Origin of the sequence: Streptosporangium sandarakinum (genome assembly GCF_050942225.1) — a bacterium.
GTDB classification, from domain to species: Bacteria; Actinomycetota; Actinomycetes; order Streptosporangiales; family Streptosporangiaceae; genus Streptosporangium; species Streptosporangium nondiastaticum.
Genome location: NZ_CP192034.1, coordinates 1,629,568 through 1,652,644, shown reverse-complemented (window position 1 = coordinate 1,652,644; position 23,077 = coordinate 1,629,568). Strand labels below are relative to the sequence as shown.

Annotated in this window: 23 protein-coding genes and 1 pseudogene; 7 read left to right on the top strand and 17 right to left on the bottom strand. The window is 71.9% G+C overall.

Annotated features, from left to right (window positions below; translation table 11 throughout):
• The first annotated feature begins 40 nt into the window (after positions 1-40).
• Together ACQP10_RS07820 and ACQP10_RS07815 are read left to right on the top strand one after the other, a co-directional pair.
• A complete protein-coding gene (locus ACQP10_RS07820; RefSeq protein WP_433541117.1) occupies positions 41-1,429 on the top strand; it encodes a hypothetical protein in 1,389 nt (462 codons plus the stop codon).
• A gap of 112 nt (positions 1,430-1,541) precedes the next feature.
• On the top strand, positions 1,542-2,216 hold the full coding sequence (locus tag ACQP10_RS07815; RefSeq protein WP_346022089.1) for a DUF4230 domain-containing protein: 675 nt from the start codon (positions 1,542-1,544) through the stop codon (positions 2,214-2,216).
• 121 nt (positions 2,217-2,337) lie between these two features.
• On the opposite strand, the gene meaB is transcribed toward ACQP10_RS07815, so the two are convergent.
• Together meaB and ACQP10_RS07805 are read right to left on the bottom strand one after the other, a co-directional pair.
• Complete coding sequence (gene meaB, locus ACQP10_RS07810; protein WP_389993936.1) at positions 2,338-3,318, bottom strand: methylmalonyl Co-A mutase-associated GTPase MeaB; 981 nt, start codon at positions 3,316-3,318, stop codon at positions 2,338-2,340.
• Position 3,319: 1 nt separating this feature from the next.
• The gene (locus ACQP10_RS07805) at positions 3,320-4,507 is read right to left on the bottom strand and encodes an acetyl-CoA C-acetyltransferase (protein ID WP_433541116.1); all 1,188 of its coding nucleotides are present in this window, start codon (positions 4,505-4,507) and stop codon (positions 3,320-3,322) included.
• Between the two features lie 84 nt (positions 4,508-4,591).
• Here ACQP10_RS07805 and mce point away from each other — a divergent pair, with 84 nt between their 5' ends.
• Together mce and ACQP10_RS07795 are read left to right on the top strand one after the other, a co-directional pair.
• On the top strand, positions 4,592-5,035 hold the full coding sequence (gene mce, locus ACQP10_RS07800) for a methylmalonyl-CoA epimerase (RefSeq protein WP_433541885.1): 444 nt from the start codon (positions 4,592-4,594) through the stop codon (positions 5,033-5,035).
• 379 nt (positions 5,036-5,414) lie between these two features.
• Entirely contained in the window at positions 5,415-6,716 is a 1,302-nt protein-coding gene (locus tag ACQP10_RS07795) for a DivIVA domain-containing protein (RefSeq protein ID WP_433541115.1), read from the top strand.
• Between the two features lie 147 nt (positions 6,717-6,863).
• Here the strand turns inward: ACQP10_RS07795 and ACQP10_RS07790 are convergent, their stop codons facing one another.
• The 4 genes from ACQP10_RS07790 to ACQP10_RS07775 form a co-directional block, all read right to left on the bottom strand.
• Positions 6,864-7,655 (bottom strand): alpha/beta fold hydrolase, encoded by a 792-nt coding sequence (locus ACQP10_RS07790; RefSeq protein ID WP_312873117.1) that lies wholly within the window; start codon positions 7,653-7,655, stop codon positions 6,864-6,866.
• A 171-nt stretch (positions 7,656-7,826) separates the two neighbouring features.
• A complete protein-coding gene (locus ACQP10_RS07785) occupies positions 7,827-8,540 on the bottom strand; it encodes an alpha/beta hydrolase (protein WP_389993928.1) in 714 nt (237 codons plus the stop codon).
• A gap of 114 nt (positions 8,541-8,654) precedes the next feature.
• Positions 8,655-8,906, bottom strand: coding sequence for an ATP/GTP-binding protein (locus ACQP10_RS07780; RefSeq protein ID WP_428837524.1), 252 nt, complete (start codon positions 8,904-8,906; stop codon positions 8,655-8,657).
• Positions 8,907-8,995: 89 nt separating this feature from the next.
• Positions 8,996-9,133 (bottom strand): hypothetical protein, encoded by a 138-nt coding sequence (locus tag ACQP10_RS07775; RefSeq protein ID WP_346022086.1) that lies wholly within the window; start codon positions 9,131-9,133, stop codon positions 8,996-8,998.
• A 130-nt stretch (positions 9,134-9,263) separates the two neighbouring features.
• On the opposite strand from ACQP10_RS07775, the gene nucS reads away from it, so the two are divergent.
• Positions 9,264-9,923, top strand: a complete 660-nt coding sequence (gene nucS / locus ACQP10_RS07770; RefSeq protein WP_179819206.1) for an endonuclease NucS — start codon at positions 9,264-9,266, stop codon at positions 9,921-9,923.
• A 515-nt stretch (positions 9,924-10,438) separates the two neighbouring features.
• Complete coding sequence (locus ACQP10_RS07765; protein ID WP_179819207.1) at positions 10,439-11,029, top strand: TetR/AcrR family transcriptional regulator; 591 nt, start codon at positions 10,439-10,441, stop codon at positions 11,027-11,029.
• Between the two features lie 76 nt (positions 11,030-11,105).
• Here ACQP10_RS07765 and ACQP10_RS07760 read toward each other — a convergent pair whose 3' ends face one another.
• The 3 genes and pseudogenes from ACQP10_RS07760 to ACQP10_RS07750 form a co-directional block, all read right to left on the bottom strand.
• Entirely contained in the window at positions 11,106-11,423 is a 318-nt protein-coding gene (locus ACQP10_RS07760) for an STAS domain-containing protein (RefSeq protein ID WP_179819208.1), read from the bottom strand.
• A gap of 179 nt (positions 11,424-11,602) precedes the next feature.
• A pseudogene (locus ACQP10_RS07755) lies at positions 11,603-11,731 on the bottom strand (response regulator transcription factor); the annotation flags it as partial.
• A gap of 233 nt (positions 11,732-11,964) precedes the next feature.
• Positions 11,965-15,147: a S41 family peptidase gene (locus tag ACQP10_RS07750; protein ID WP_433541114.1), complete on the bottom strand. Its 3,183-nt coding sequence runs from the start codon at positions 15,145-15,147 to the stop codon at positions 11,965-11,967.
• A 65-nt stretch (positions 15,148-15,212) separates the two neighbouring features.
• Here ACQP10_RS07750 and ACQP10_RS07745 point away from each other — a divergent pair, with 65 nt between their 5' ends.
• A complete protein-coding gene (locus tag ACQP10_RS07745; RefSeq protein WP_346022083.1) occupies positions 15,213-15,803 on the top strand; it encodes a cob(I)yrinic acid a,c-diamide adenosyltransferase in 591 nt (196 codons plus the stop codon).
• Between the two features lie 232 nt (positions 15,804-16,035).
• Here the strand turns inward: ACQP10_RS07745 and ACQP10_RS07740 are convergent, their stop codons facing one another.
• The 8 genes from ACQP10_RS07740 to atpA form a co-directional block, all read right to left on the bottom strand.
• Positions 16,036-16,743 (bottom strand): hypothetical protein, encoded by a 708-nt coding sequence (locus tag ACQP10_RS07740; RefSeq protein ID WP_433541113.1) that lies wholly within the window; start codon positions 16,741-16,743, stop codon positions 16,036-16,038.
• The gene (locus ACQP10_RS07735) at positions 16,740-17,606 is read right to left on the bottom strand and encodes an ATP-binding cassette domain-containing protein (RefSeq protein ID WP_399499856.1); all 867 of its coding nucleotides are present in this window, start codon (positions 17,604-17,606) and stop codon (positions 16,740-16,742) included. Before ACQP10_RS07735 ends, ACQP10_RS07740 begins: the two co-directional genes overlap by 4 nt.
• Positions 17,603-17,962, bottom strand: a complete 360-nt coding sequence (locus ACQP10_RS07730) for a GntR family transcriptional regulator (protein WP_346022080.1) — start codon at positions 17,960-17,962, stop codon at positions 17,603-17,605. Before ACQP10_RS07730 ends, ACQP10_RS07735 begins: the two co-directional genes overlap by 4 nt.
• Before the next feature lie 182 nt (positions 17,963-18,144).
• Positions 18,145-18,558: a DUF2550 domain-containing protein gene (locus ACQP10_RS07725; protein WP_346022079.1), complete on the bottom strand. Its 414-nt coding sequence runs from the start codon at positions 18,556-18,558 to the stop codon at positions 18,145-18,147.
• 37 nt (positions 18,559-18,595) lie between these two features.
• Complete coding sequence (locus tag ACQP10_RS07720; protein WP_179819215.1) at positions 18,596-19,006, bottom strand: F0F1 ATP synthase subunit epsilon; 411 nt, start codon at positions 19,004-19,006, stop codon at positions 18,596-18,598.
• A 66-nt stretch (positions 19,007-19,072) separates the two neighbouring features.
• Positions 19,073-20,500, bottom strand: a complete 1,428-nt coding sequence (atpD, locus tag ACQP10_RS07715) for a F0F1 ATP synthase subunit beta (protein WP_389993907.1) — start codon at positions 20,498-20,500, stop codon at positions 19,073-19,075.
• A 1-nt stretch (position 20,501) separates the two neighbouring features.
• Positions 20,502-21,401: a F0F1 ATP synthase subunit gamma gene (locus tag ACQP10_RS07710; RefSeq protein ID WP_179819217.1), complete on the bottom strand. Its 900-nt coding sequence runs from the start codon at positions 21,399-21,401 to the stop codon at positions 20,502-20,504.
• Between the two features lie 3 nt (positions 21,402-21,404).
• Positions 21,405-23,054, bottom strand: a complete 1,650-nt coding sequence (gene atpA / locus ACQP10_RS07705) for a F0F1 ATP synthase subunit alpha (RefSeq protein ID WP_189245948.1) — start codon at positions 23,052-23,054, stop codon at positions 21,405-21,407.
• Between the last annotated feature and the right edge of the window lie 23 nt (positions 23,055-23,077).

Genomic DNA, 23,077 nt, shown 5'->3' with positions numbered 1-23,077 from the left:
CAGGGGCGTTTCACGCGAAGAACTCCAGCAGAGCGCGTTGGTGGCTGCCGCCGTCCTGCTCGTGCTGGGGCTGGCCGCGGCGTGGAGCGTCCTCATACCCGGCGTGGGAGCCTGGGAGAACACCGTGGTCGCCATGATCGGCTCGCTCCGCCTGACCGGGCCGGTGTCGGCGGCGTTCGCCGCCTGGGTGGCGGTGCGCAGGCGGCGTGAGAGCGGCAGATGGCTGCCGACCACCTGGCGCGCGGTGCGCACGCCGCTGGCGGTGGCGGCGGTGCCGGCCGTGGCGTTCGCCGCGACGGCGCTGGTGCTCGCCGTCCGGACGATCCTCGGCGAGCAGTCCGGACGGCTGCCGCCCAGCGGCCTGCTCATGGGGATGGCCGGGCTGGCGCTGTACGTCGCCATCGGCTGGGTGACCGGGTGGCTGCTGCCCTGGACGATCACCCCGGTGATCGCCGGGCTCGGCTGCTACGGCCTGTTCGCCTGGCTCGCCCGGAGCGGGACCTGGGCCGACCGGCTCGCCCCGGCCACGCGCGAGCCGTACGACCCCTTCCAGGGGCTGAGCACGGCGGCGTTCGCCGACCAGACGTTCTGGCTGCTGGGCATCAGCGCGGTGCTGCTGCTCGGCTGGGCCGCGGTCGTGACGCGTCAGTCGCTCGCGCTGGCCGGCGCGCTGCTCGCCGTGCTCGCCGCGGCGGCCGGGATGGCCCGGCTGCTCAACGAGCCGCGGACGGTCACCGCGCAGCGGGTGGTCTACAGCTGCGAGGAGTGGCCAATCATGGTCTGCGTGCACCCGGGGATGCGCGACGGGCTGCCTGAGCTGGGCTCGGCGTTCGTCAGGATCGCCTCCCGGCTGGCCGGGACGCCCGGGGAGTTCTCCCGGCTGGAGCAGCGCCCGCGGCGCGAGGACGCGCCGCTGCCGCCGGGCTCGGTGCCGATCCACGTGGACGACCTGTCCAGCGGGTTCGCCGACCAGGCGGCCGCCGAGTTCGTCGAGAGCCTGGCCCCGCGCTGCGCCGGCACCACCGCCCAGGGGTACCGCGACATCGTGGTCGCGTGGCTGGCCGGCCGGGCAGCGGCCGAGCACCAGTACGCCGCCGCGTGGTTCGCGGGCCTCACCGACACCCAGCGGCGCGACTGGCTGCGGACGCACTACGACCGGTTCGCCGGGTGCGGGCTGCAGAGCGGCGACTTCGGCGGGCAGGTCCCGCAGGTCGCGCAGCCGGCCGCGCCGGTCCCCGGCGGATACCCGGCGTCCGCCGGGCCGGCTCCCCAGGCGTCCGCCCTCTACGGGACGCCGGGCGGGGCGCCCACCGCGGCGGGCGCCCCGCCCCTCCCCGGACGGCCCCGGCCACCTCGGCCCGCCGGTCCACGCCGGCCATGCCGGACCGCTGAGGCCCGCCGGTCCACGCCGGCCATGCCGGACCGCTGAGGCGCGCCGCCGGACCGCCGGGCGGCTCCCGACCCGGCGCCCGGGACGGTCTCCGGGGGCACGGCCGGGCCGGCGGGCGTGAGAAGGACCCCGTGGGGGGAAGGAGATCGTCGTGAACGCTTCTCCACAGGCACCCCCCGGGGCGTCCCCGCCACGTCGCGGGCGCGGCCTACGCCTCCTCGCCGGGGTCGTCGTCACGCTGGCCATCGTCGCCGGAGCGGCCTGGCTGGTCTGGACACGGCTGAACCCGTTCGGCGAGAACTCGATCGACCGCAGCCAGCCCGCGCTGCTGCAGTCGATCCACGACCTCAGCCGCTTCGAGGCGGCCACCGGCAACTTCCAGATCATCGTCGACCTGGAGAAGGACGCCGCGTTCCTGCCCGACGCCGTCAAGGGCTCCCGGACCCTCTTCGTGGGCGCCGGCGGCGTCGACGCCTACGTCGACTTCGGCGGACTGTCCTCCGGCGCGCTGACCGTCTCGCCCGACCGCAAGGAGGTGACGGTGAAGCTGCCGCACGCGCAGCTGGAGAAGCCCAACCTCGACAACGGGCGGTCCTACGTCTACGCCCAGCAGCGCGGCCTGTTCGACCGGGTCCAGGACTTCCTGTCGTCCTCCCCGGCCGACCAGCGCGAGCTCTACCAGCTGGCCGAGAAGAAGATCGCCGAAGCCGCGCAGGCCAGCGACCTGCGCGACCGGGCCGACCAGAACACCAAGGCCATGCTTCAGGGCATGCTGGGCGGCCTGGGCTTCGAGAAGGTCACCGTCACGGTGGACGGCCGGCCGTAGGCTCCGCCCGCCGGTCACGGGACGGCGGGCCGTACGGCGCGCGGCCCGTCGTCCGGCTCCACCCGCCGGCACCGCGCGCCCGGGGCGAACCCGGTGCCGGGCCGTACGGCCCGGCGCGGGGTCAGCCGGCGGCGTCCAGCAGCTCGTCGGCGGCGGTGTAGGGGTCGAGACCACCCGCCACGACACGCTCGGCGAGGGCGTCGAGCCGCCGGTCGCCGTGCAGGTGGGCGAAGCGGGTACGGAGTGCCGCGACCGCGATGGACTCGATCTCGTCGCGGGCCCTGACCTGGCGCCTGCGGCCGAGCTCGCCCGACTCCTCCAGATACGTCAGGTGGGCGTCGAGGGCGGCGACGACGTCCTCGGCGCCCTCGCCGCGGGAGGCCACGGTCGTCACGATCGGCGGCCGCCAGGGCCCCTCGATCTGGGCGGTCATGTTGCGCAGCTCGCGCACGACCGCCTGGGCGCCGTCGCGGTCGGCCTTGTTCACCACGAACACGTCGGCGACCTCCAGGATGCCCGCCTTGGCGGCCTGGACGCCGTCGCCCATGCCCGGGGCGAGCAGCACGACGGTGGTGTCGGCCAGCGAGGCGATGTCCACCTCGGCCTGGCCGACCCCGACGGTCTCGACGAGGACGACCTCGCACCCGGCGGCGTCCAGGACCCGCAGTGCCTGCGGCGTCGCCCAGGACAGGCCGCCCAGGTGGCCCCGGCTGGCCATCGACCGGATGAAGACCTCCGGGTCGGTGGCGTGGTCCTGCATGCGCACCCGGTCGCCGAGCAGCGCCCCGCCGGTGAACGGCGAGGACGGGTCCACGGCGAGCACGCCGACCCGCCTGCCGAGCTTGCGGAACGCCTGGACCAGCATCCCGGTCGAGGTGGACTTGCCCACACCCGGGGAGCCGGTCAGCCCGATGACGCGAGCCCGGGTGGGCCGGGCCGCGCAGAGCTCGGCGGTGACCTCCCGCAGCAGCGGCGAGCCGTTCTCCACCAGGGAGATCAGCCGCGCGACCGCCCGGGGCCGGCCCTGCCGCGCCTGCGCGACCAGTTCGGAGACCTCCGTGGGCAGCGGGTCGCGCCGCGCCGCGGGGCTGGACGTCTCCATGTCAGGCCGAGGGGACGCGGATGATCAGGGCGTCGCCCTGACCGCCGCCGCCGCACAGGCCGGCCGCGCCGGTCCCGCCGCCCCGGCGCTTCAGCTCGTGGGCGAGGGTCAGGACGATGCGGGCGCCGGACGCGCCGATCGGGTGGCCGATGGCGATGCCGCCGCCGTTGACGTTGACCTTCTCCAGCGGGACGCCGAGTTCCTTGACCGACTGCAGGACGACCTGGGCGAACGCCTCGTTGATCTCCAGCAGGTCAAGGTCGCCGGTGGTGATGCCCTCCTTGGCGAGGGCGTGCTTGATGGCGTTGGCCGGCTGCGACTGCAGCGAGTTGTCCGGGCCGGCGACGTTGCCGTGCGCGCCGATCTCGGCCAGCCAGTCGAGGCCCAGCTCCTCGGCCTTGGCCTTCGACATCACGACGACCGCGCAGGCGCCGTCGGAGATCTGCGAGGCGGAGCCGGCGGTGATGGTGCCGTCCGGGACGAACGACGGGCGCAGCCTCGACAGGACCTCGACGGTGGTGTCGCCGCGCACGCCCTCGTCGGCGGAGAACAGCACCGGGTCGCCCTTGCGCTGCGGGACCGGCACCGGGACGATCTCGTCGTCGAGCGTGCCGTTCTTGATCGCGGCGGCGGCGAGCTGGTGGGAGCGGGCGGAGTAGTCGTCCTGCTCCTCGCGGGTCAGGCCCAGGCGGACGTTGTGCCGCTCGGTGGACTCGCCCATCGCGATCTGGTCGTAGGCGTCGGTCAGGCCGTCGTAGGCCATCGAGTCGACGATGGTGGCGTCGCCGTACTTGACGCCCCGGCGCAGGCCGCGCATCAGGTGCGGGGCGTTCGACATGGACTCCATGCCGCCGGCGACCACGATGTCGAACTCGCCGGCCCGGATGAGCTGGTCGGCCAGGGCGATGGCGTCCAGGCCGGACAGGCAGACCTTGTTGATGGTCAGCGACGGCACGATCATCGGGATCCCGGCCAGGACGGCCGCCTGGCGGGAGGGGATCTGCCCCGCCCCGGCCTGCAGGACCTGACCCATGATCACGTACTGCACGGTCTCGGGGGCGACGCCGGCGCGCTCCAGCGCGGCCTTGATGGCGATGCCGCCGAGTTCGGCGGCGGTGAGGCCGGACAGCGAGCCGAGCAGCCGTCCGATGGGGGTGCGAGCTCCGGCGACGATGACGGAACCAGACATGAGCAGGGGCCTCCTGGCGAGTCTCCGAACGACTTTGCCACCATACCCATGAGTACCGGACCGATCGCCATGGAGGCCGTCCATATGTTCATGCGCATCGACCATGTGGGTATCGCCTGCCACGACCTGGAGGAGAAGATCGCGTTCTTCGAGCGCACCTTCGACCTCAGGGTGGTCACGCGCGAGACCAACGAGGAGCAGGGCGTCAAGGAGGCGATGCTGCACATCGCCGACGGCGAGGGCGGCGGCTCCTACATCCAGCTCCTGGAGCCCCTCGGCCCCGACACCCCGGTCGGGAAGTTCCTCGCCAAGCGCGGGGAGGGGGTGCACCACGTGGCGTTCGGGGTGCCGGACGTGGCGGAGGCGATGCGGGAGATCGGCGGCAGGGGCGTCCGGGTGCTGGACGCCGAGCCCCGGCACGGCACGCTGGGGTCGTCGATCGCCTTCCTCCACCCCAAGGACATGGGTGGGGTGCTGACCGAGCTGGTGCAGGCCCCGGACACCGGCGACGCGGCGCCCGGACACTGACCGCGCGGTGACCGGACACTGACCGCGCGGCGCCCGAACACTGACCGCGCGGTGACCGGACACTGACGACGCGGTGACCGGACGCCGGCGCGCCCACCGGTCGTCGTCGACGCGCCCGCCGATCTTCGTCGACTCGGCAGCCGGACGCGGTCGACGCCCTTCCGACCGGCGTCAACGTGGCGGCCGGGTGCCGCGTCACATACAGGAAGGGTTCATACGTAACAAGTCACGCAGAAAGTCAGAGGGGACCGCCAACGCGGCAACTCCAGAGTACGCTGGCCTATCACCGGACGTGGGTCCCGCCACGGCCCCCACCTTGGGTGTCCGAATCCTTCGTCCGCCCCGTGTAGCCGTCTCGACAACCCAGGATCGAGCCTCCATGCAGTCCGACATCGACGCCCAGCTCAACAACTTCTTTGAAGACACCCCCGCTCGGGAATTCGACGTGGTGCTCCGTGGCTATGACCGGCACCAGGTCCATGATCATCTAAAGCAGGTGGACGCCGAGCTGCGCCAGTCCAGGGAGCAGGTGCAGGGCCTGCAGCGCGACCTGGCCGACTCCCAGCGCCAGCTGCAGGAGCAGGAGCGCCCCACTTACTCCGGCCTGGGCGCGCGGATCGAGCAGCTGCTCCGGCTCGCCGAGGAGCAGGCCACCGAGCTGGTCCAGGCCGCCCGCTCCGAGGCCAACGAGATCAGGGCCGCGGCCAAGGTCGAGGCCGCCGACGTGCGCGCCGCCGCGGAGAACGAGGCGGCCGAGAAGCGCGCCCTGGCCACGCGCGAGGCCGACGAGATGCGCACCACCGCCGAGCGCGAGGCCGAGGAGATCCGCTCGACCGCCCGCCGCGAGGCCGACGAGCTGACCTCCACCACCGAGCGCGAGGTGGCCAAGCTGCGCGCCACCGCCGACCACGAGGTGGCCGAGAAGCGCGCCGACGCCGAGCGCGAGATCGCCAAGCTGCGCACCACCACCGAGCGCGAGGTCGCCCAGCTGCGGGCCTCGACCAAGCGCGAGCGCGACGAGATCCTCACCACCGCCAAGCGCCAGGCCGACGAGATGCGCGCCCAGGCCCAGCGGATCCTGGAGGAGTCGGAGGCCAAGCGCGCCCAGGACGAGGCCGAGTTCGAGATCCAGCTCGCCGCCCGGCGCGAGGAGGCCGAGCGCCAGGAGGCCGAGCGTCACGCCACCGCGCAGGCCAACACCCAGCGGATGGTCTCCGAGGCCGAGCAGCGCGCCGCCACCGCCGAGCAGCGGGCCACCAAGGCCACCCAGCAGGCCGAGCAGACCCGTCGCGACGCCGACACCCACGCCAAGCAGCTGCTCGCCAACGCCCGCAAGAACGCCGACCAGCTCGTGGCCGAGGCGAAGACGAACGCCGAGACGATCGTCTCCGAGGCCAAGACCGAGGCCGAGCGGAGCCGTTCGGTCGCCCAGCGCCAGGTCGACGAGCTGACCCGGCAGCGCGACAGCATCACCAGCCACCTCGCGCAGCTGCGCCAGCTGCTCGGCGGCGCGCCGCTCCCGGCCGCCGACCCGGAGCCGGCGATCGCCCCGACCCCGGCCAAGCCGGCCATCTCCGCCCCGGCCGAGACCCCGGCCGCGGCGCCGGCCCCGGCCCCGGCCCCGGCTCCGGCGTCCAGGACCGAGACCAAGGACGACGACGCCGAGTGGTGGCAGGAGTAGGGGGACGCTGATCGGGAGGCGTTGAGACGGCTGATCCGAGGAGCCCGGCGATCCGTGTGGATCGCCGGGCTCCTCTTCGTCCTCCGGGGTCCCCGCGTCCCCGGGTCCTCGACTTCCCAGGTCCGTGTCCCCGGGACCGGTTCGCGCTCAGCCGCCGAGCTGCGCCCGCCCCGCCAGCTCGGCGATGAAGCCCGCCAGCGCGCGGTTGAACGCCTCCGGCTGCTCGACCGCGCTCAGGTGACCGGCCTTCTCGATCACGGCCAGCCGTCCGTCGGGCACCGCCTCGACCATCGCCTCGGCGTCGCCCCGCGGGGTGAGGCCGTCCTCCTCCCCCACCAGCACCAGCGCGGGCACCTTGAGCCCGCGCAGGGTGTCGAAGGAGTCGGGGCGGGCCGCCATGGCCCGCTGGGCCCACGCCACCGCCCGCGGCGGGGCCGACTGGACCAGCCCGCGCACCCTGCCGTACACCATCGCCCGGCGCTCGGCGGTGGTCCGCCCGACCAGCGGCGGGAGGACCTCCTCCAGCAGTACGGCGGAGCCGTCCTCGACCACGGCGGCGGCGATGCGCTCGCGGTTCGCCCGGGCCTGGTCGGGGTCGGCGCTCGCCTTGGTGTCGGCGAGGACGACCCCCATCAGCCGGTCGGGGTGACGGCGGCACAGGGCCATCGTCACGTAGCCGCCCATGGACAGCCCCCCGACGACGGCGCGATCGACGCCCTCGCGGTCGAGCGTCCGCGCGACGTCGTCGGCCATCACGTCGAGGGAGGGCTCCTCGTCGCCGAGCACCGAGCCGCCGAAGCCGCGCAGGTCGGGGGTGATGACCTTGCAGAGTGCGGACAGGCCCTCGCGCTGGGCCAGCCACATGGCAGAGGACAGGGGGAACGCATGCAGCAGGACGACCGGAACTCCTTCGCCCGCCGACCGGGTGTACAGATGCACAGATCCACGGTAGTCGCGCGTTCCGGATCTGACATCCCTTGACGCGCGAAGCGGCATGGCCGGGACCGCCGCGCCGACCCGTATCGGCGCTCCCGGCCGTCCGGGCGGCCGCGCCGCCCCGCGTCCCGGGGCGGACCGTACCGGCCGGGCGACCACGCCGGCCGGGCCGGGCTACGACTCGGGGATCTCGGTGGGCAGGGGGTGCGCGGCCGGGTTCACCCGCTGGACGATCTCGTTGAGGACGATCCGTACGTACGGCTCGCCGACCCACAGGTGCTTGGCGCCGTCCACCCCGACGACCTCGGCCTGGGGCACCCGGGCGAAACGCTCGCGGGCCTCGGCCGGCCGCAGGTAGTCGTCGAACTCGGGGACCAGCGCGGTCAGCGGCCGGCCGAACTCCGCCCAGCCGTCGAGGTCGGCGTCGGTGGCCCGGTGCAGCGGCGGGGAGAGCAGGATCGCCCCCTCCACCAGCGGGTCGCGGCCCCACTTCAGCGCCAGCTCGGTGCCGAAGGACCAGCCCACCAGCCAGGCCCGGGGCAGGTCGTGGAACTCGGCGTACTCCAGCGCGGCGGCGACGTCGAGACGCTCGTCCTCACCGTTGCCGAAGGCCCCCTGGGAGGTGCCCCGGTCGGAGGTGGTGCCGCGCGTGTTGAACCGCAGCACGGCGAGGTCCGCCAGCGCGGGCAGCCGGTTGGCCGCCTTCTTGAGGACGTGGCTGTCCATCATGCCGCCGTGCGTGGGCAGCGGGTGCAGGCAGACCAGCGTGGCGGCCGGGGGCCGGTCCGCCGGGAGGGCCAGCTCTCCGACGAGCGTCAGCCCGTCGGCGGTGACCAGCTCGATCGGCTCCCTGCGCGCGGGCAGCACCGTGGAGGCCCGGATCTCCATGTGTTCCTCACTTCGTGACGTCGTGTCGTGGCCGGCGCCGGCGGGCACGGAACCGTACGGTCGCCGTCGGCGCCCTTCGGCGCCGGGACCGTACGGCGGCCCTCCGGCAGCCTTTCAGTATCTGGTCCGGCCCGGCCCGCGCCTGGTCCGGTGGCGCCAGCACGCGGTGTGCCAGTGCCTGCGCTCGTCCTCCCCGCCGGTCCAGGCGGGCCAGCTCACCAGGTGCGGCAGGCCGGATCTGATCTCCTGGTCGCAGCCGGGGCAGCGGTAGGTCTTGTCCGCCCCGGCTCCGGTGACCCGCCGTACGTGCCAGTCGCCGTCCGGCCACTCCTCGACCTGGTCGACACCGGCGACGAACATCCCCACGGGGCGGGAGGACGGCGGCCGGCCGGAGCCTCCGCGCCCGCCGCGTCCGTCGCGGGCGAAGGGGTCCTTGCGGCGGGACCGGCGGGGGCTCATGGCAGGTCGCGGGTGCTCCGCACCCCGGCCGTGACGAGGCGGCCGGGCGGCGGCGCGGGGGCGAGGACCTCGGCGGCCACGGCGCTCGTCGCGCCGGGGGCGGCCGCTCCGGCCCGGTCGAAGCTGCACGTCATGCCGACCAGTCTCCCAGAGGTCTCCCGCTCTCCCCAAAACCACCCCAAAACCAGCTCAACGTCGGTGCAGGTCACCGGATCCGCGGGCTCGGCCACCGGCACCGGTGTTCCGGCGGTAAGGTTGGCCCCCATGCGGCTGGTCATCGCGCGATGCAGTGTGGATTACGTCGGGAAGCTCACCGCTCATCTTCCGATGGCACCGAGGCTCATCCTCATCAAGGCGGACGGCAGTGTGTCCGTGCACGCCGACGACAGGGCGTTCAAACCGCTCAACTGGATGAACCCGCCGTGCCGGCTCCGCGAGGAGGAGGGCACCTGGACGGTGACCCACGGCAAGAGCGGCGAGAAGCTCGTCCTCACCATGGAGGAGATCCTCCACGACTCCACCCACGAGCTGGGCGTCGATCCGGGCCTGATCAAGGACGGTGTCGAGGCCCATCTGCAGGAGCTGCTGGCCGAGCACATCACCACGCTCGGCGCGGGCTGGACGCTGGTCCGCCGTGAGTACATGACGGCGATCGGGCCGGTGGACATCCTGTGCCGCGACCACGAGGGCGCGACCGTGGCCGTGGAGCTCAAGCGTCGCGCGGGCATCGACGCCGTGGAGCAGCTGACGCGCTACCTGGAGCTGATGAACCGCGACCCGCTGCTCGCCCCCGTCGCCGGTGTCCTGGCGGCCCAGGCCATCGCGCCGCAGGCCAGGACGCTCGCCGAGGACCGTGGCATCCGCTGCGTCACCCTCGACTACGACGCGCTGCGGGGCATCGAGCGCACCGACACGCTGTTCTGAACGGCTCCCCGCCCTCCGGGCGTCCCCCCGGCCGGGAGGCGCGGCGCGTCCCGGGGCGGACAGAAGGGGTGGCGGCGTCCCGGTGCTCTTCCGTCACCCTCCCGCCGCCGGCCGCTTTCCGGGAGTCCCGGGGCCGACCGCTTTCCGGGAGTCACGAAACCGGCCGGTTTCCCAGAGTCACGGAACCGGCGGTTTCCCGGGAGCCACGGGACCATACGGCTTTTCGGATCGACCCGAACCCCATTTTCGGAACTCCGTATTGCCGCCCGGAATGAAAAACCTCCCCACGTTCTCCATCCCGGCCTCCCGGAGCGTTTGACCGGCTGGTCAGATCCCTGACCTTCTTACATGGAGGCCGGAACATGTGACCTTCTGACTCTTCCAGAAAAACGGATCTTGCACCCATAATGGTGGATTCTGGGGCCATAACTTTGGGGTGGAAGTGATAAAGCGATGATTTGTCAAGCTCACGACAACGCCGGGAGCTTGACGTGAATGGACGGCCCTATCGGGGAATGTCATCCGAGGAGCGACTGGCGGACCGCCGGGAACGCCTGATGGCCGCGGCGTACACGCTCTACTGCGATCCCGGCTTCCCGGAGACGACGATCGAGCGGCTGTGCGCCGCCGCGCGCATCTCGAACCGTGCCTTCTACGAGTGCTTCTCCGGACGCGACGAGCTGATGGAGGCCGTACACGACCGGTGCGTACAGGAGTCGCTGGCGTCGGTGGCGAAGTCCGTCGCGCAGGCCCCCGACTCGCTGCTCGAACGGATCAGGGCGGGCATCGGCGGATACATCGGTTTCGTCACCGAGGACAGGCGGCGGGCCCGCCTCATGCATCTGGAGGTACGGCGGGCCGGCGGCTGCCTCACCAAGGCACGCGAGCAGGCCCTGGCGGGCTTCTTCGAGGCCGTAGAGATCATCGGTCCCGGTGACCCCGCCCTGGCGGGCCCGGCCGGGATCGACCGGCGGCTGCTGGCCCTCGGGGTCATCGGAGCCATCCAGGAGCTGCTCACCGAATGGGTGCTGGCCGACGACCCGCCCGAGGTGGACCACCTGATCGACGCCGCCGTGCACGTCTTCCACCGGTCCTTCGTGGCATGAGGGGGGCGCACCGTCCGGTGGCGCCGCGGGAGCCGGGATCGTTTCCCGGAGGTCCGGGATCCGGGGTCGCGGTGGATCAGGCGACCGCGCCCACCGGGAGCTCGACGGTGAGCACCCGGTTGAGCCGGGTCACCGCCAGCACGCGCATGACCCTGGGCGGCACCCGGCGCAGGATGAGCCGGCGCCCGGCGGCCACCGCGCGCCGGTGCGTGCCGACCAGCACTCCCAGCCCGGTGGCGTCGATCATCTCCAGGCCGGAGAGGTCGACGATCAGGTCGCCCTGCCCGGTGTCGACGGCCTCGTGCAGCCGCGGGCGCACCTCGGCGACGGTGCCCACGTCGAGACGGTTCCCGATGTCGACCACCTGTGCTTCGGGGTTCTCAGCGACGCGCATGCCTCCTCCTCCTCAGATCCGGCCGTGGGGCGCGGGCCGGACACGACCGCGGCACGTGAACGCGGCGGGCGGTCACATGGTGCGGGTTTGCTGATGCCGGACTGTGAGACGACGGGACCCCCTCGCGGACCTCTGGCTCTCAGAGGACGGCCTGCCCCGGGGAGGGGAAAAGATTCTGCTCAGAGCCAACCTTTTTCCTGGGCGACCCGGATGGCCGTGATCCTGTTGGCGGCGCCGAGCTTGGTGATGGCGGCGGACAGGTGGTTGCGGACCGTTCCCTCGGTGAGGTGCAGCGCGGCCGCGATCTCGCCCCTGGCGACGGTGAAGGAGACGTCGCGCACGGCTTCGAAGCCGCCGTATCTCTGCCGGAGACCGCCGACCTCGATGACGTCGTCGAGGCCGGCGGTCGCGGTGTCCGCCGCGCCCGTGAGCTGCCGTGTTTCCATGGCGACAATCCTGGCTTTTCGCTCTTTCGCCAGGTGGCCGCCGTTATCACCGGACGATCCGGCTTCTGTCAGCTCCGGGAGCTGACCAATGCCGACTACGGCCGCGGCGGCAGCGCCGGGCGGCGGCGGGAGGGCCGGGTGGCCGGGTCGGGCGGGGTCACCGCCGGACGCTCCCGCAGCGCGGCCAGCGCCAGTCGTACGGCCTCCTCCAGCTGGGTGTCGCGCCCGGCGGCCCAGTCGTCGGGGGTGATGTCCAGGTCGACGTCCGGCTCGACACCGTGGTTCTCCACCTCCCAGCCGAGGTCCTGGAACCAGAAGGAGTACCTCGGCACGGTGAAGCACGTCCCGTCGGCCAGACGGTGGTCGTCCTCGATGCCGATCACCCCGCCCCAGGTTCGGGTGCCCACCACCGGCCCGAGCCGGTGGAGCTTGAAGGCCGCGGTGACGATGTCGCCGTCGGACCCGGCGTCGCGGTCGGTGACCGCGACCAGCGGACCGCGCGGCGCGTCCCGGGGATAGGTCAGGGGCGTCATGCCGCGGGGGCTCTCCCAGGCGATGACGCGGCGGATCAGCTTCTCGATGACCAGCTCGGAGGTGTGGCCGCCCCGGTTGCCGCGGACGTCCACGACCAGCGCCTCGCGGGCCATCTCCCGGCGCAGGTCGCGGTGGAACTGCGCCCAGCCCTCGGCGACCATGTCCGGGATGTGCAGGTAGCCGACCCGGCCCTCCCCCAGCTCGCGGACCCGCGCCCGCCGCCCGGCGACCCAGTCCTGGTAGCGCAGGCGCCGGTCGTCGCCGAGCGGCGTGACGACCGCCTTGCGCCCGCCCTCCAGGGTCAGCTCGACCGGCTTGTCGGCCGCGCCGACCAGCAGCGGCGCCGGCCCGTCCGGCGTCACCGGACGGCCGTCCACCGCCAGCAGCGTCTCCCCCGGACGGACGGCCGCGCCGGGCGCGGCCAGCGGCGAGCGGGCGTACACGTCCGACGACTCGCCGGGCAGCACCCGGTCCACCCTCCAGCGGCCGTCGGCGTCCCGGGACAGGTCCGCCCCCAGCAGGCCGACCCGGTCGGACGCCGGGTGCCCCCACGGAGCCGCGATGACGTAGGCGTGCGAGGTGCCGAGCTCCCCGGCGACCTCCCAGAGCAGGTCGGCGAAGTCGTCGGCGGTGGCGACGCGATCCACCAGCGGCCGGTACTCCTCCAGCACGGCGTCCCACTCGACGTCCGCCATGTCCTCGACCCAGAAGTCGGCCCGCATCCGGCGGCCGAACTGGTCGTAGGCGAGCCGCCGGTGGGCGCGGGGGTCGGCGGTGACCCGGATCCGCGACAGGTCCACGGTCACGTCGTCATCGTCGTTCTTGCCGCCGACCTTGCGGACGGTGAGCTCGCCGTCGCAGGAGACGACGAGGTGGGTGCCGTCGCCGCTCACCCAGTAGTCGTCGAGCTCATCGACGATCTCCTCGCACTTGCGCTTGACCAGGTCGTAGTGGTCCAGCGCGGGCTTGGGCGCGTCGGCCCCCACCTTCTCGCGGTCCTCGCCCAGCTCCCCGGCCAGCGGCTCGCGCAGCCAGACGAACCCGTCCTTGACCGCGCTGAGCGCCGAGTAGCGGCCCTCGGGCACCGGCACCTGCACGACCCGGCCGGCGATGCCCTCCAGGTCGACGGTGAGCGCGGGGACGTCGTCCTTGCCCTTGTCGTCGCCGTCGTCGTCCGGGGACCCGACGGGCCGTCCCTCGGCGCTGGGCGCGAACGGCGACGGGGTGGCCGCCGACAGCGGCACCAGGTAGGGGCGGTGACCGAACGGGAAGGACATGTCGAAGGAGTGCGCGTCGTAGACCGGGTCGAAGCCGCGGCGCGACAGGAACACCAGGTGGTCGCCGGTGAAGGCGGGTGAGGTGTCCACGAACCGGCCGTCGGTGACGTCGGTGATCACCCGGTCCGCCAGCCGGGCCAGGCGGATTCTGCGCAGCGGGTCGGCCTCGGGGTGCGACCAGGCCAGCCAGGCCGAGTCGGGCGAGAAGGCCAGCCCGTCGACCTGCCCGTCGGCCCGGGTCAGCTCGGCGACCTCGCCGGAGGCGACGTCCACCAGCAGGAGCCGCCCGTCCCTGGCCGCCACCGCGATCGTGTTCCCGTCGGGCGCGACGGCCAGGTCGCCGACCTCGCCCAGCATCCCCTCGGCGATCCTGTGGGTCTCCCCGCCTCCGGCCGGGCCGATCTCCAGGCCCTGCCGGTGTCCGTCGTCGATGACCCACACCACCCTGTCCGCGCCCAGGACGCGCGGCGTGCCGGCCGCCAGGCCGGAGCTGAGCTGCCGCGCCGGGCCGTCCCGGTGGGTGATCCAGTGCACGGTCCCCTGCACCTCGACCGCGCTGGCCCGGCCGGTCTCGTCCACCGCCAGGCCGTGCAGCCGCCGTCCGGCGTCCACCTGGTACGGCTGCGGCCCCCGCACCGGGGAACCGAGCCTGACGTCGAGCCTGCGGGCCTCGGCGTCCAGGCCGTCCAGCAGGTAGAGGTCGCCGGCGTTCTGGTAGACGATCCGGGTGCCGTCGGTGGTGGCGTGCCGGGCGTAGAAGACGTCGTGGTCGGTGTGCCGGCGCAGGCCGGTGCCGTCCGGCGCGCAGGAGTAGAGGTTGCCGATCCCCTCGTGGTCGGACAGGAACACCAGGCGCCCGCCGACGAGCATCGGGTTGGCGAAGTGCCCGTCGAGGTCGGCCAGCAGCCGGGTGAACGACTCCTCGCCCGCCCGCCGTATCCACAGCCGTCCGGCCGTGCCGCCCCGGTAGCGCTTCCACGTGCCCGGGTCGCGGCCCAGGGCGCCGGTCAGCAGCGCCACCGCGCCGGACACCTCCCCGGCCTTCTCTCCGGCGATCGACAGGTCGGTGACCGGCCCGTACGGCAGCCGCTCGGGCAGGCCGTCACCGATGGCGTAGGCCCAGCTCCAGGGGGTGAAGGGCTGTCCGGTCGCGCTGATCGCGAGGACCTCGCCGCCGGGCGTCCAGCCGCGGGTGCGGGTCCGCATGTCCCCCCAGTAGGTCAGCCGCTCGGCGGAGCCGGACTCCAGGTCCGCGAGGTACACCTCGGGGTCTCCGTCGCGGAGGCTCGTCCAGGCCACCTTCGTGGCGTCCGGGGAGAGACGGGGATGTGCCGCGGGGGCCCGGTCGGAGGTGAGGCGCCAGGCGCGCCCGCCGTCCGCGGGGGCCGCCCAGACGTCGTCGTCCGCGACGAACGTCAGCGTGTCGCGGGAGAGATGGGGAAATCGGAGGTAGTAACCAGAGCCCATTTCCCCAGCATATTGTCCGCTATGCAGGAGATCGTAGGAGTTTTCCGGTCGCTACGCTGAACCCCATGACGCGAGCTGACAGGGACAAGCCGGTGGTGCTGTCCAAGATCTACACCCGGACCGGCGACGACGGCACGACCGCTCTCGGAGACATGAGCCGCACCCACAAGACCGATCCCCGGCTGGCCGCCTACGCCGATGTCGAGGAGGCCAACGCGGCGATCGGCGTGGCCCTGGCGACCGGCGCCCTCGACGAGGACGTCGCGACGGTCCTCGGCCGGATCCAGAACGAGCTGTTCGACGTCGGCGCCGACCTGTGCACCCCGGTCACCGAGAACCCCGAGTTCCCGCCGCTGCGCGTCGAGCCCTCCTACATCGAATGGCTGGAGGGGCGCTGCGACGAGTTCAACGAGCGCCTCAAGCCGCTGCGCAGCTTCATCCTGCCGGGCGGCACCCCCGCCGTCGCCCAGCTCCACGTGGCCCGCACGGTCGTACGGCGGGCCGAGCGGACCGTCTGGGCGGCCCTTTCGGACCACGACGACGTCAACCCGCTGACCGCCAAGTACCTCAACCGGCTGAGCGACCTGATGTTCATCCTGTGCCGCATCGCCGCCCACGGCGACGAGATCCTCTGGAAGCCCGGCGGCACCCGCTGACGGCCCCGGCGGCGCGGGCCGGAACACGGCCGCGACCGCCACGCCGGACTCAGGCGTCAACGGTGGCCGCGGGGCTGATCAGCTCGCCTGCGGGCTGGGCGATCCTCGCCGAAAGACGTGATCACTGAGCCGCGGAGCATGACGATGCCGAAATCGGCGGAGTCCGGGCAGCGAGCAGCAGGTTCGTGGCCGGGTTCGCGTCGCCGCGCGGAACCCGGCCCCTACCCGCCGTTCAGGCCGGTCTGCTGCGTAGCGGCACGTTCCGGACGACCAGCCAGGTCAAGGCCAGGCCGATCAGGAACGCGGCCAGCCCCAGGCCGGCGGTGACCACCGGGGACTGCGGGACGTCCAGGCCCAGGGCGAGGCGGCTGACGAACGGCAGCCGCAGTTCCGTGCCGATCGCGCTCTCCGCCAGCACGACCAGGCCGACGCCGACCGGGAGGGCGAGCAGGCCGCCGCCGTTCCAGCGGTAGAAGGCGGCGCCGACGAAGGAGCCCGCGACGATCCAGGCGCCGATCTCGATCAGGTACTCGGCGAAGACGAGCGGCACGTGGGTCGGCTCGGCGAACAGGTGGGCCCGGTCCAGCGTCTGGGGCAGGCCGGCCAGGCCGTACACTCCCGCCTCCAGCAGGTAGCCGACCGCGACCAGGGCTGCCAGGAACGGCGCGAACAGGGTGGCGGTGACGGCCGCCTGCGCGCCGAACTGGCGGCGGGTCACCCCGTGCGCGAGGTACATCGGCAGGTACTCCCGCACCAGGGCCACGCCGACGAACAGCGCGTACCACCGGGCGAGCTGCACGCCCTTCTCCCACGCGCTTTCGGCGAGCGTGCCGAAGACCGCGACGCCCGCCGCGACCAGCGCGACGCCCACCAGGAGCACCCCCCACAGCAGCAGCGCGAAGACCATGTTGGCGGCCAGGAGACGGCTGGGGAACCTCATCGGGGGCCTCCGGTCAGGTGGACGAACAGCTCCTGCATGGCGACCGGCCCGAGTTCGAGGCCGGCTTCGGCGGCCTCGCGGCGCCGGGCGTCGTCGAGCTCGCCGTAGACCATCGCCGACCGGGTCGGGCCGAGGTCCTTGGCGTCCAGCACGGTCAGCCCGGCGGTGAAGGCGTCCACCCGGGCGGCGGGGCCGGTCACGGAGACCCCTCTCGACAGCAGCGTCCCGGCGTCCTCGTGCACGACGAGCCTGCCACGGTCGATGATCAGCACCTCCTCGAACAGCGGGGCGGCCTCCTCGATGAGGTGGCTCGCCAGAATGAACGTGCGCGGGTGCGCCATGTAGTCGGCGAGCAGCGCGTCGTGGAACGCCTGCCTGGACGGCACGTCCATGCCGAGGTGAGCCTCGTCGAACATGGTCAGCGGCGTCCGGCTCGCCAGGCCGACCACCACCCCCAGCGCCGAGCGCTGCCCCTTGGACATCGTCTTGACGTTCGCCTTGGGCGGGATCCCGAACGTCTCCAGCAGTGAGCGGGAATAGTCGGCGTCCCAGCTCGGGCGCAACCACTCGGCGAAGTAGAGGGCGTCCTCGACGGTGCCGATGGTGATCGCCTCTCCCTCGTCCCGGACCAGGCCGATCCGGCGGGTGAGGTCCGCGTTCTCGAACACCGGCCGCCCGTCCACCAGCGCTTCACCGCTCGTCTGGCGGCGGAAGGCCGCCAGGACCGACGTCAGGCTCGACTTGCCCGAGCCGTTACGGCCGAGCAGCCCGTAGATCTTCCCGCTCTCCAGGGTGAACGACAGCCCGTCGAGCGCCGTGGTCTCGCCGTAACACAGCACCAGATCCTGGACATCGATCCTCATCTCCCCTCCAGCTCCTCGATGCGGCCGATCACCTCACCGAGCGGGATCCCGATGGCCCTGGCCTCGGCCACCATCGGGTCCACCACGTCGGTGAAGAACCTCTCCCTTCGCCCGGACCTGAGCGCCTCCGGAGCCCCCGGACTCACGAACATGCCGATTCCTCGCTTCTTGTACAGCACGCCCTCGTCCACAAGCTGCTGAAAGGCCTTGGCGGCCGTCGCCGGGTTGATCCGATAGAAGGCGGCGTACTGGTTGGTGGACATGATCTGCTCGTCGCCGCCCAATGTCCCGTTCAGCACATCCGCCTTGATGCGCTCGGCGATCTGCCGGTAGATCGGGCTCCGGTCGTCGAACATGGCACCTGCTTCTATGGTTCATTACTACAGTAATGAACCATAGAAGGTGCATGGCAACCGGTCAATCCCGCCCGGCGCGCGCCCTCCGGAGGCGAGGGCCAAGCCGGGAAAACGACAGGCCCCCGTCCCCGGCGAACCGGGGACGGGGGCCTGTCGTCGATATGAGGGCGGCGGAAGAAGGGTCAGGCGACGTCGAGGTAGGCGCTGGGCGGGGCGGACTCCAGCCAGGCGACGAACCCGGTCAGCGCGCGGTAGCCCATGGCGATCTCGAAGGCGTCGGGGCCGTTACGGCACTCCAGCGCCGTGACGCCCTCGATGAATCCGAAGAACTCGCCGGACCCCACCCTGCGGCGCCCGGAAACCACAAGGCCGCGCCTCACGATCACGTGGCGCGGCCTTGGTAGCAGACCTATGAGCGGAATCCAGTTGAGCTGGTCCTTGGCGTAGCGGGCCACTCCCACCCGCCAGCTCCGCTTCCCCGGAACCGGGCGCAGGCAACACAGCACCGATCCCCGGGAGCGTGCCAGAACCAGCCCGCGGAGGGCGATGAGGACGACGACCGCCGTCACCACGATGAGTACGTTCAGCGCCGTCATTCCCGCTCCCAAAAGCCGTACCGCTCAGAAGCAGAATTTAACCGACTTCCTCGCCGGCCGCGCGCAGCCTGGCCTTGGCGCGCTTGGCGGCGGTGACATCGACGCTGACGTCGGCCTGGCCCGCGTCCATCGAGGACTGAGCCCGCTGGAGCGCGTCCCGGGCCCGGTCGACGTCGACCTCGGAGCCGAGCTCGGCCGTCTCGGCCAGGATCGACACCTCGTCGCTGGCCACCGAGATGAACCCGCCGTGGACCGCGGCGACCAGGTCCGTCTCGCCGCCACCGCGCTTGACCCTCAGCACGCCGCCCTCGACGAGGACACCGATCACCGGGGCGTGCCTCGGCATGATGCCGATCTCGCCGTCGATGGTCTTGGCAATCACCATGTCGGCCTCTCCGGACCAGAGCTCCCGCTCCGGAGAGACGACGCCTACTCGCAGCTTCGCCACTTTCTTTCCAGTTCCTTTCGAACCAGGCGCCGGCACGGCCCGAGGCCATGCCGGCGCCCAAGGCGACTAGCGGGCGAGTTCCTTGGCCTTGGCGATGGCCTGCTCGATGCCACCGACCATGAAGAACGCCTGCTCGGGGAGGTGGTCGTACTCACCGGCGCACAGACCCTTGAACGAGGCGATCGTCTCGTCCAGCGGCACGAACTCACCCGGCTGGCCGGTGAACGCCTCGGCGGCGTACATCGGGTGGGAGAGGAAGCGCTCGATACGACGGGCCCGCTGGACGGTGACCTTGTCCTCTTCGGAGAGCTCGTCGATACCGAGGATCGCGATGATGTCCTGCAGCTCGCGGTACTTCTGCAGGATCCGCTTGGTCTCCTGGGCCACGCGGTAGTGCTCCTCGCCGATGATCAGCGGGTCGAGGATCCGCGAGGTGGAGTCGAGCGGGTCCACCGCGGGGTAGATGCCCTTCTCCGAGATCGGCCGGGACAGAACGGTCTGCGCGTCGAGGTGCGCGAACGCGTTGTGCGGGGCCGGGTCGGTGATGTCGTCCGCGGGGACGTAGATCGCCTGCATGGAGGTGATCGAGTGACCGCGGGTCGAGGTGATGCGCTCCTGCAGGACGCCCATCTCGTCGGCCAGGGTCGGCTGGTAACCCACCGCGGACGGCATGCGGCCGAGCAGGGTGGAGACCTCGGAACCGGCCTGGGTGAACCGGAAGATGTTGTCGATGAACAGAAGCACGTCCTGCTTCTGCACGTCACGGAAGTACTCCGCCATGGTGAGGGCGGAGAGCGCGACGCGCAGACGGGTGCCCGGCGGCTCGTCCATCTGGCCGAAGACGAGCGCGGTGTCCTTGAGGACGTCCGCCTCCTCCATCTCCAGCCAGAGGTCGTTGCCCTCACGGGTGCGCTCGCCGACGCCCGCGAACACCGAGGTGCCCGAGAACTTCAGCGCGACGCGGCGGATCATCTCCTGGATCAGAACGGTCTTGCCGACGCCGGCGCCGCCGAACAGACCGATCTTGCCACCCTTGACGTACGGGGTGAGCAGGTCGATGACCTTGATGCCGGTGGGCAGCATCTCGGTGCGCGACTCGAGGGCGTCGAACGACGGCGACGGGCGGTGGATGCCCCAGCGCTCGGTCACCTGCAGCGACGCGGCGTCGGTGTCCAGCGGCTGGCCGAGGGCGTTCCACACGTGGCCCTTGACGACGTCGCCGACCGGCACCGAGATCGGGCCGCCGGTGTCGGTCACGGCGGCGCCGCGGACCACACCGTCGGTGGGCCGCATGGAGATGGCCCGGACGAGGTTGTCACCCAGGTGCTGGGCGACCTCCATGGTCAGGGTCTGGGACTCGCCGCCGATGGTGACGTCGACGGTCAGGGCGTTGTAGATGTCGGGCATCGCCTCGACGGGGAACTCCACGTCGACGACGGGACCCGTGACCCGCGCGACGCGGCCCACGCCGGTCTCAACAGTCTCTGCAGTCATTTCACTCTTTCCCCGCTGCGGCGTCAGCCAGCGCGTTCGCGCCACCGACGATCTCGCTGATTTCCTGGGTGATCTCCGCCTGGCGAGCCTGGTTCATCTGCTGGGTGAAGACGCGGATGAGCTCGTTGGCGTTGTCGGTCGCCGACTTCATGGCCCGGCGGCGTGCCGCGTGCTCGGAGGCCGCCGACTGCAGGAGCGCGCTGAAGATGCGCGACTCCACGTAGCGCGGCAGCAGCGAGTCCAGCACCGCACCGGCCTCGGGCTCGAACTCGAAGTACGGCAGCGGCGTGTCCGGCGCCTCGGTCGTCTCCTCGACCTCCAGCGGCAGGATGCGGTTGACCCGCACCTCCTGGGTCAGCATGGACACGAATCCGGTGGAGACGATGTGGATCTCGTCCACCCCGTCCTCCGCCGAGAACGCCTGGATCAGGGCTTCAGCGATCTCCTTGGCGTGGGAGTAGGAGGGGTTGTCGGAGAACCCGGCCCACTGCCCGCCCATCTCGCGGCCCCGGAAGGAGTGCCAGGCGATGCCCTTGCGGCCCACCACGTAGGGCGTGGGCGTGACGCCCCTGCTCTCCAGGAGGCCGCGCAGGGCCTCGGCCTCGCGCAGGACGTTGGCGTTGAAACCGCCGGCGAACCCGCGGTCGCTGCTCAGGATGAGCACGGCGGCCCTGGCGGGCTGCTCCTTGGCCACGGTCAACGGGTGGTCGACGCTGGCGGTGTTGCTGACGACGCCCGTGACGGCGCGCGTGATCTCGCGCTCGTACGGCATGGCCGCCTGCATCCGCTGCTGCGCCTTCACGATGCGCGACGAAGCGATGAGCTCCTGGGCACGCGTGATCTTCGCCGTGGACCTGACCGACCGGATCCGCCGCCGCAGCAGTCTTAGCTGGGCACCCATCGGCTACTTCTTCTCAGCCGTGCGGACGTGCTTGGTGATCTTCTCCTGACCGACGTCGCCGGCGTCCATGGCCGCCACCGACTCGTCACGGACCAGCAGCTCGCCCGAGGCGGTCTCGAAGGTCTTCTTGAACTCGGTGATGGCGTCCTTGAGGGTCGTCACCGCGTCGTCGGACAGCTCCTTGGTCTCGCGGATGCCGTCGAAGACGCCCTTGTTGTTGCGCTCCAGGTGGTCCAGGAACTCCGCCTCGAAGCGGCGGATGTCCTCGACCGGAACGTCGTCGAGCTCACCGGAGGTGCCGGCCCAGACCGACACGACCTGCTTCTCGATGGGGAACGGGGCGTACTGCGACTGCTTCAGCAGCTCGACCAGACGCTGACCGCGCTCCAGCTGGGCACGGGAGGCCGCGTCCAGGTCGGAGGCGAAGGCCGCGAAGGCCTCCAGGTCGCGGTACTGCGACAGCGACAGACGGAGCGTACCGGCGACCTTGCGCATCGCCTTGATCTGCGCCGAACCGCCGACTCGGGAGACGGAGACACCGACGTTGATGGCCGGACGCACACCCGCGTTGAACAGGTCGGTCTCGAGGAAGCACTGGCCGTCGGTGATGGAGATGACGTTGGTCGGAATGAACGCCGAGACGTCGTTGCCCTTCGTCTCGATGATCGGCAGACCGGTCATCGAGCCGCCGCCCATCTCCTTGGAGAGCTTGGCGCAGCGCTCCAGCAGGCGGGAGTGGAGGTAGAAGACGTCGCCGGGGAACGCCTCACGGCCCGGCGGACGGCGCAGCAGCAGCGAGACCGCGCGGTAGGCGTCGGCCTGCTTGGTCAGGTCGTCGAAGATGATCAGCACGTGCTTGCCCTGGTACATCCAGTGCTGGCCGATGGCCGAACCGGTGTAGGGGGCGAGGTACTTGAAACCGGCCGGGTCGGAGGCCGGAGCGGCGACGATGGTGGTGTACTCCATCGCGCCCGCCTCCTCGAGGCGGCCCCTCACCTGGGCGATCGTCGAACCCTTCTGGCCGATCGCGACGTAGACGCAGCGGACCTGCTTGTCGGGGTCGCCCGACAGCCAGTTCTCCCGCTGGTTGAGGATGGTGTCCACGGCGATGGCGGTCTTGCCCGTGCCGCGGTCACCGATGATCAGCTGGCGCTGGCCGCGGCCGATCGGCGTCATGGCGTCGACGGCCTTGAGGCCGGTCTGCAGCGGCTCCTTGACCGGCTGGCGCTGGACCACGGACGGGGCCTGGAGCTCAAGGGCGCGCAGGCCCTCGGACTCGATGGCGCCCTTGCCGTCGATCGGGACTCCCAGCGGGTCGACCACGCGGCCGAGGAAGTTGTCGCCGACCGGCACGGACAGGACCTGGCCCGTCCGGCGGACCGTCTGGCCTTCCTCGATTCCGCTGAAGTCACCCAGGACGACGACACCGATCTCACGGGTGTCGAGGTTCAGGGCCAGGCCGCGCGTGCCGTTCTCGAACTCCAGCAGCTCGTTCGCCATCGCCGAGGGAAGGCCGGAGACGTGGGCGATGCCGTCGCCGGCGTCGACGACGGTCCCGATCTCCTCGCGCGCGGCACCTTCCGGCTCGTATGCCTGGACGAAGCGCTCAAGGGCGTCCCGGATCTCGTCCGGCCGGATCGTAAGCTCCGCCATCTCTCTTCAGTCTCCCTATTCGC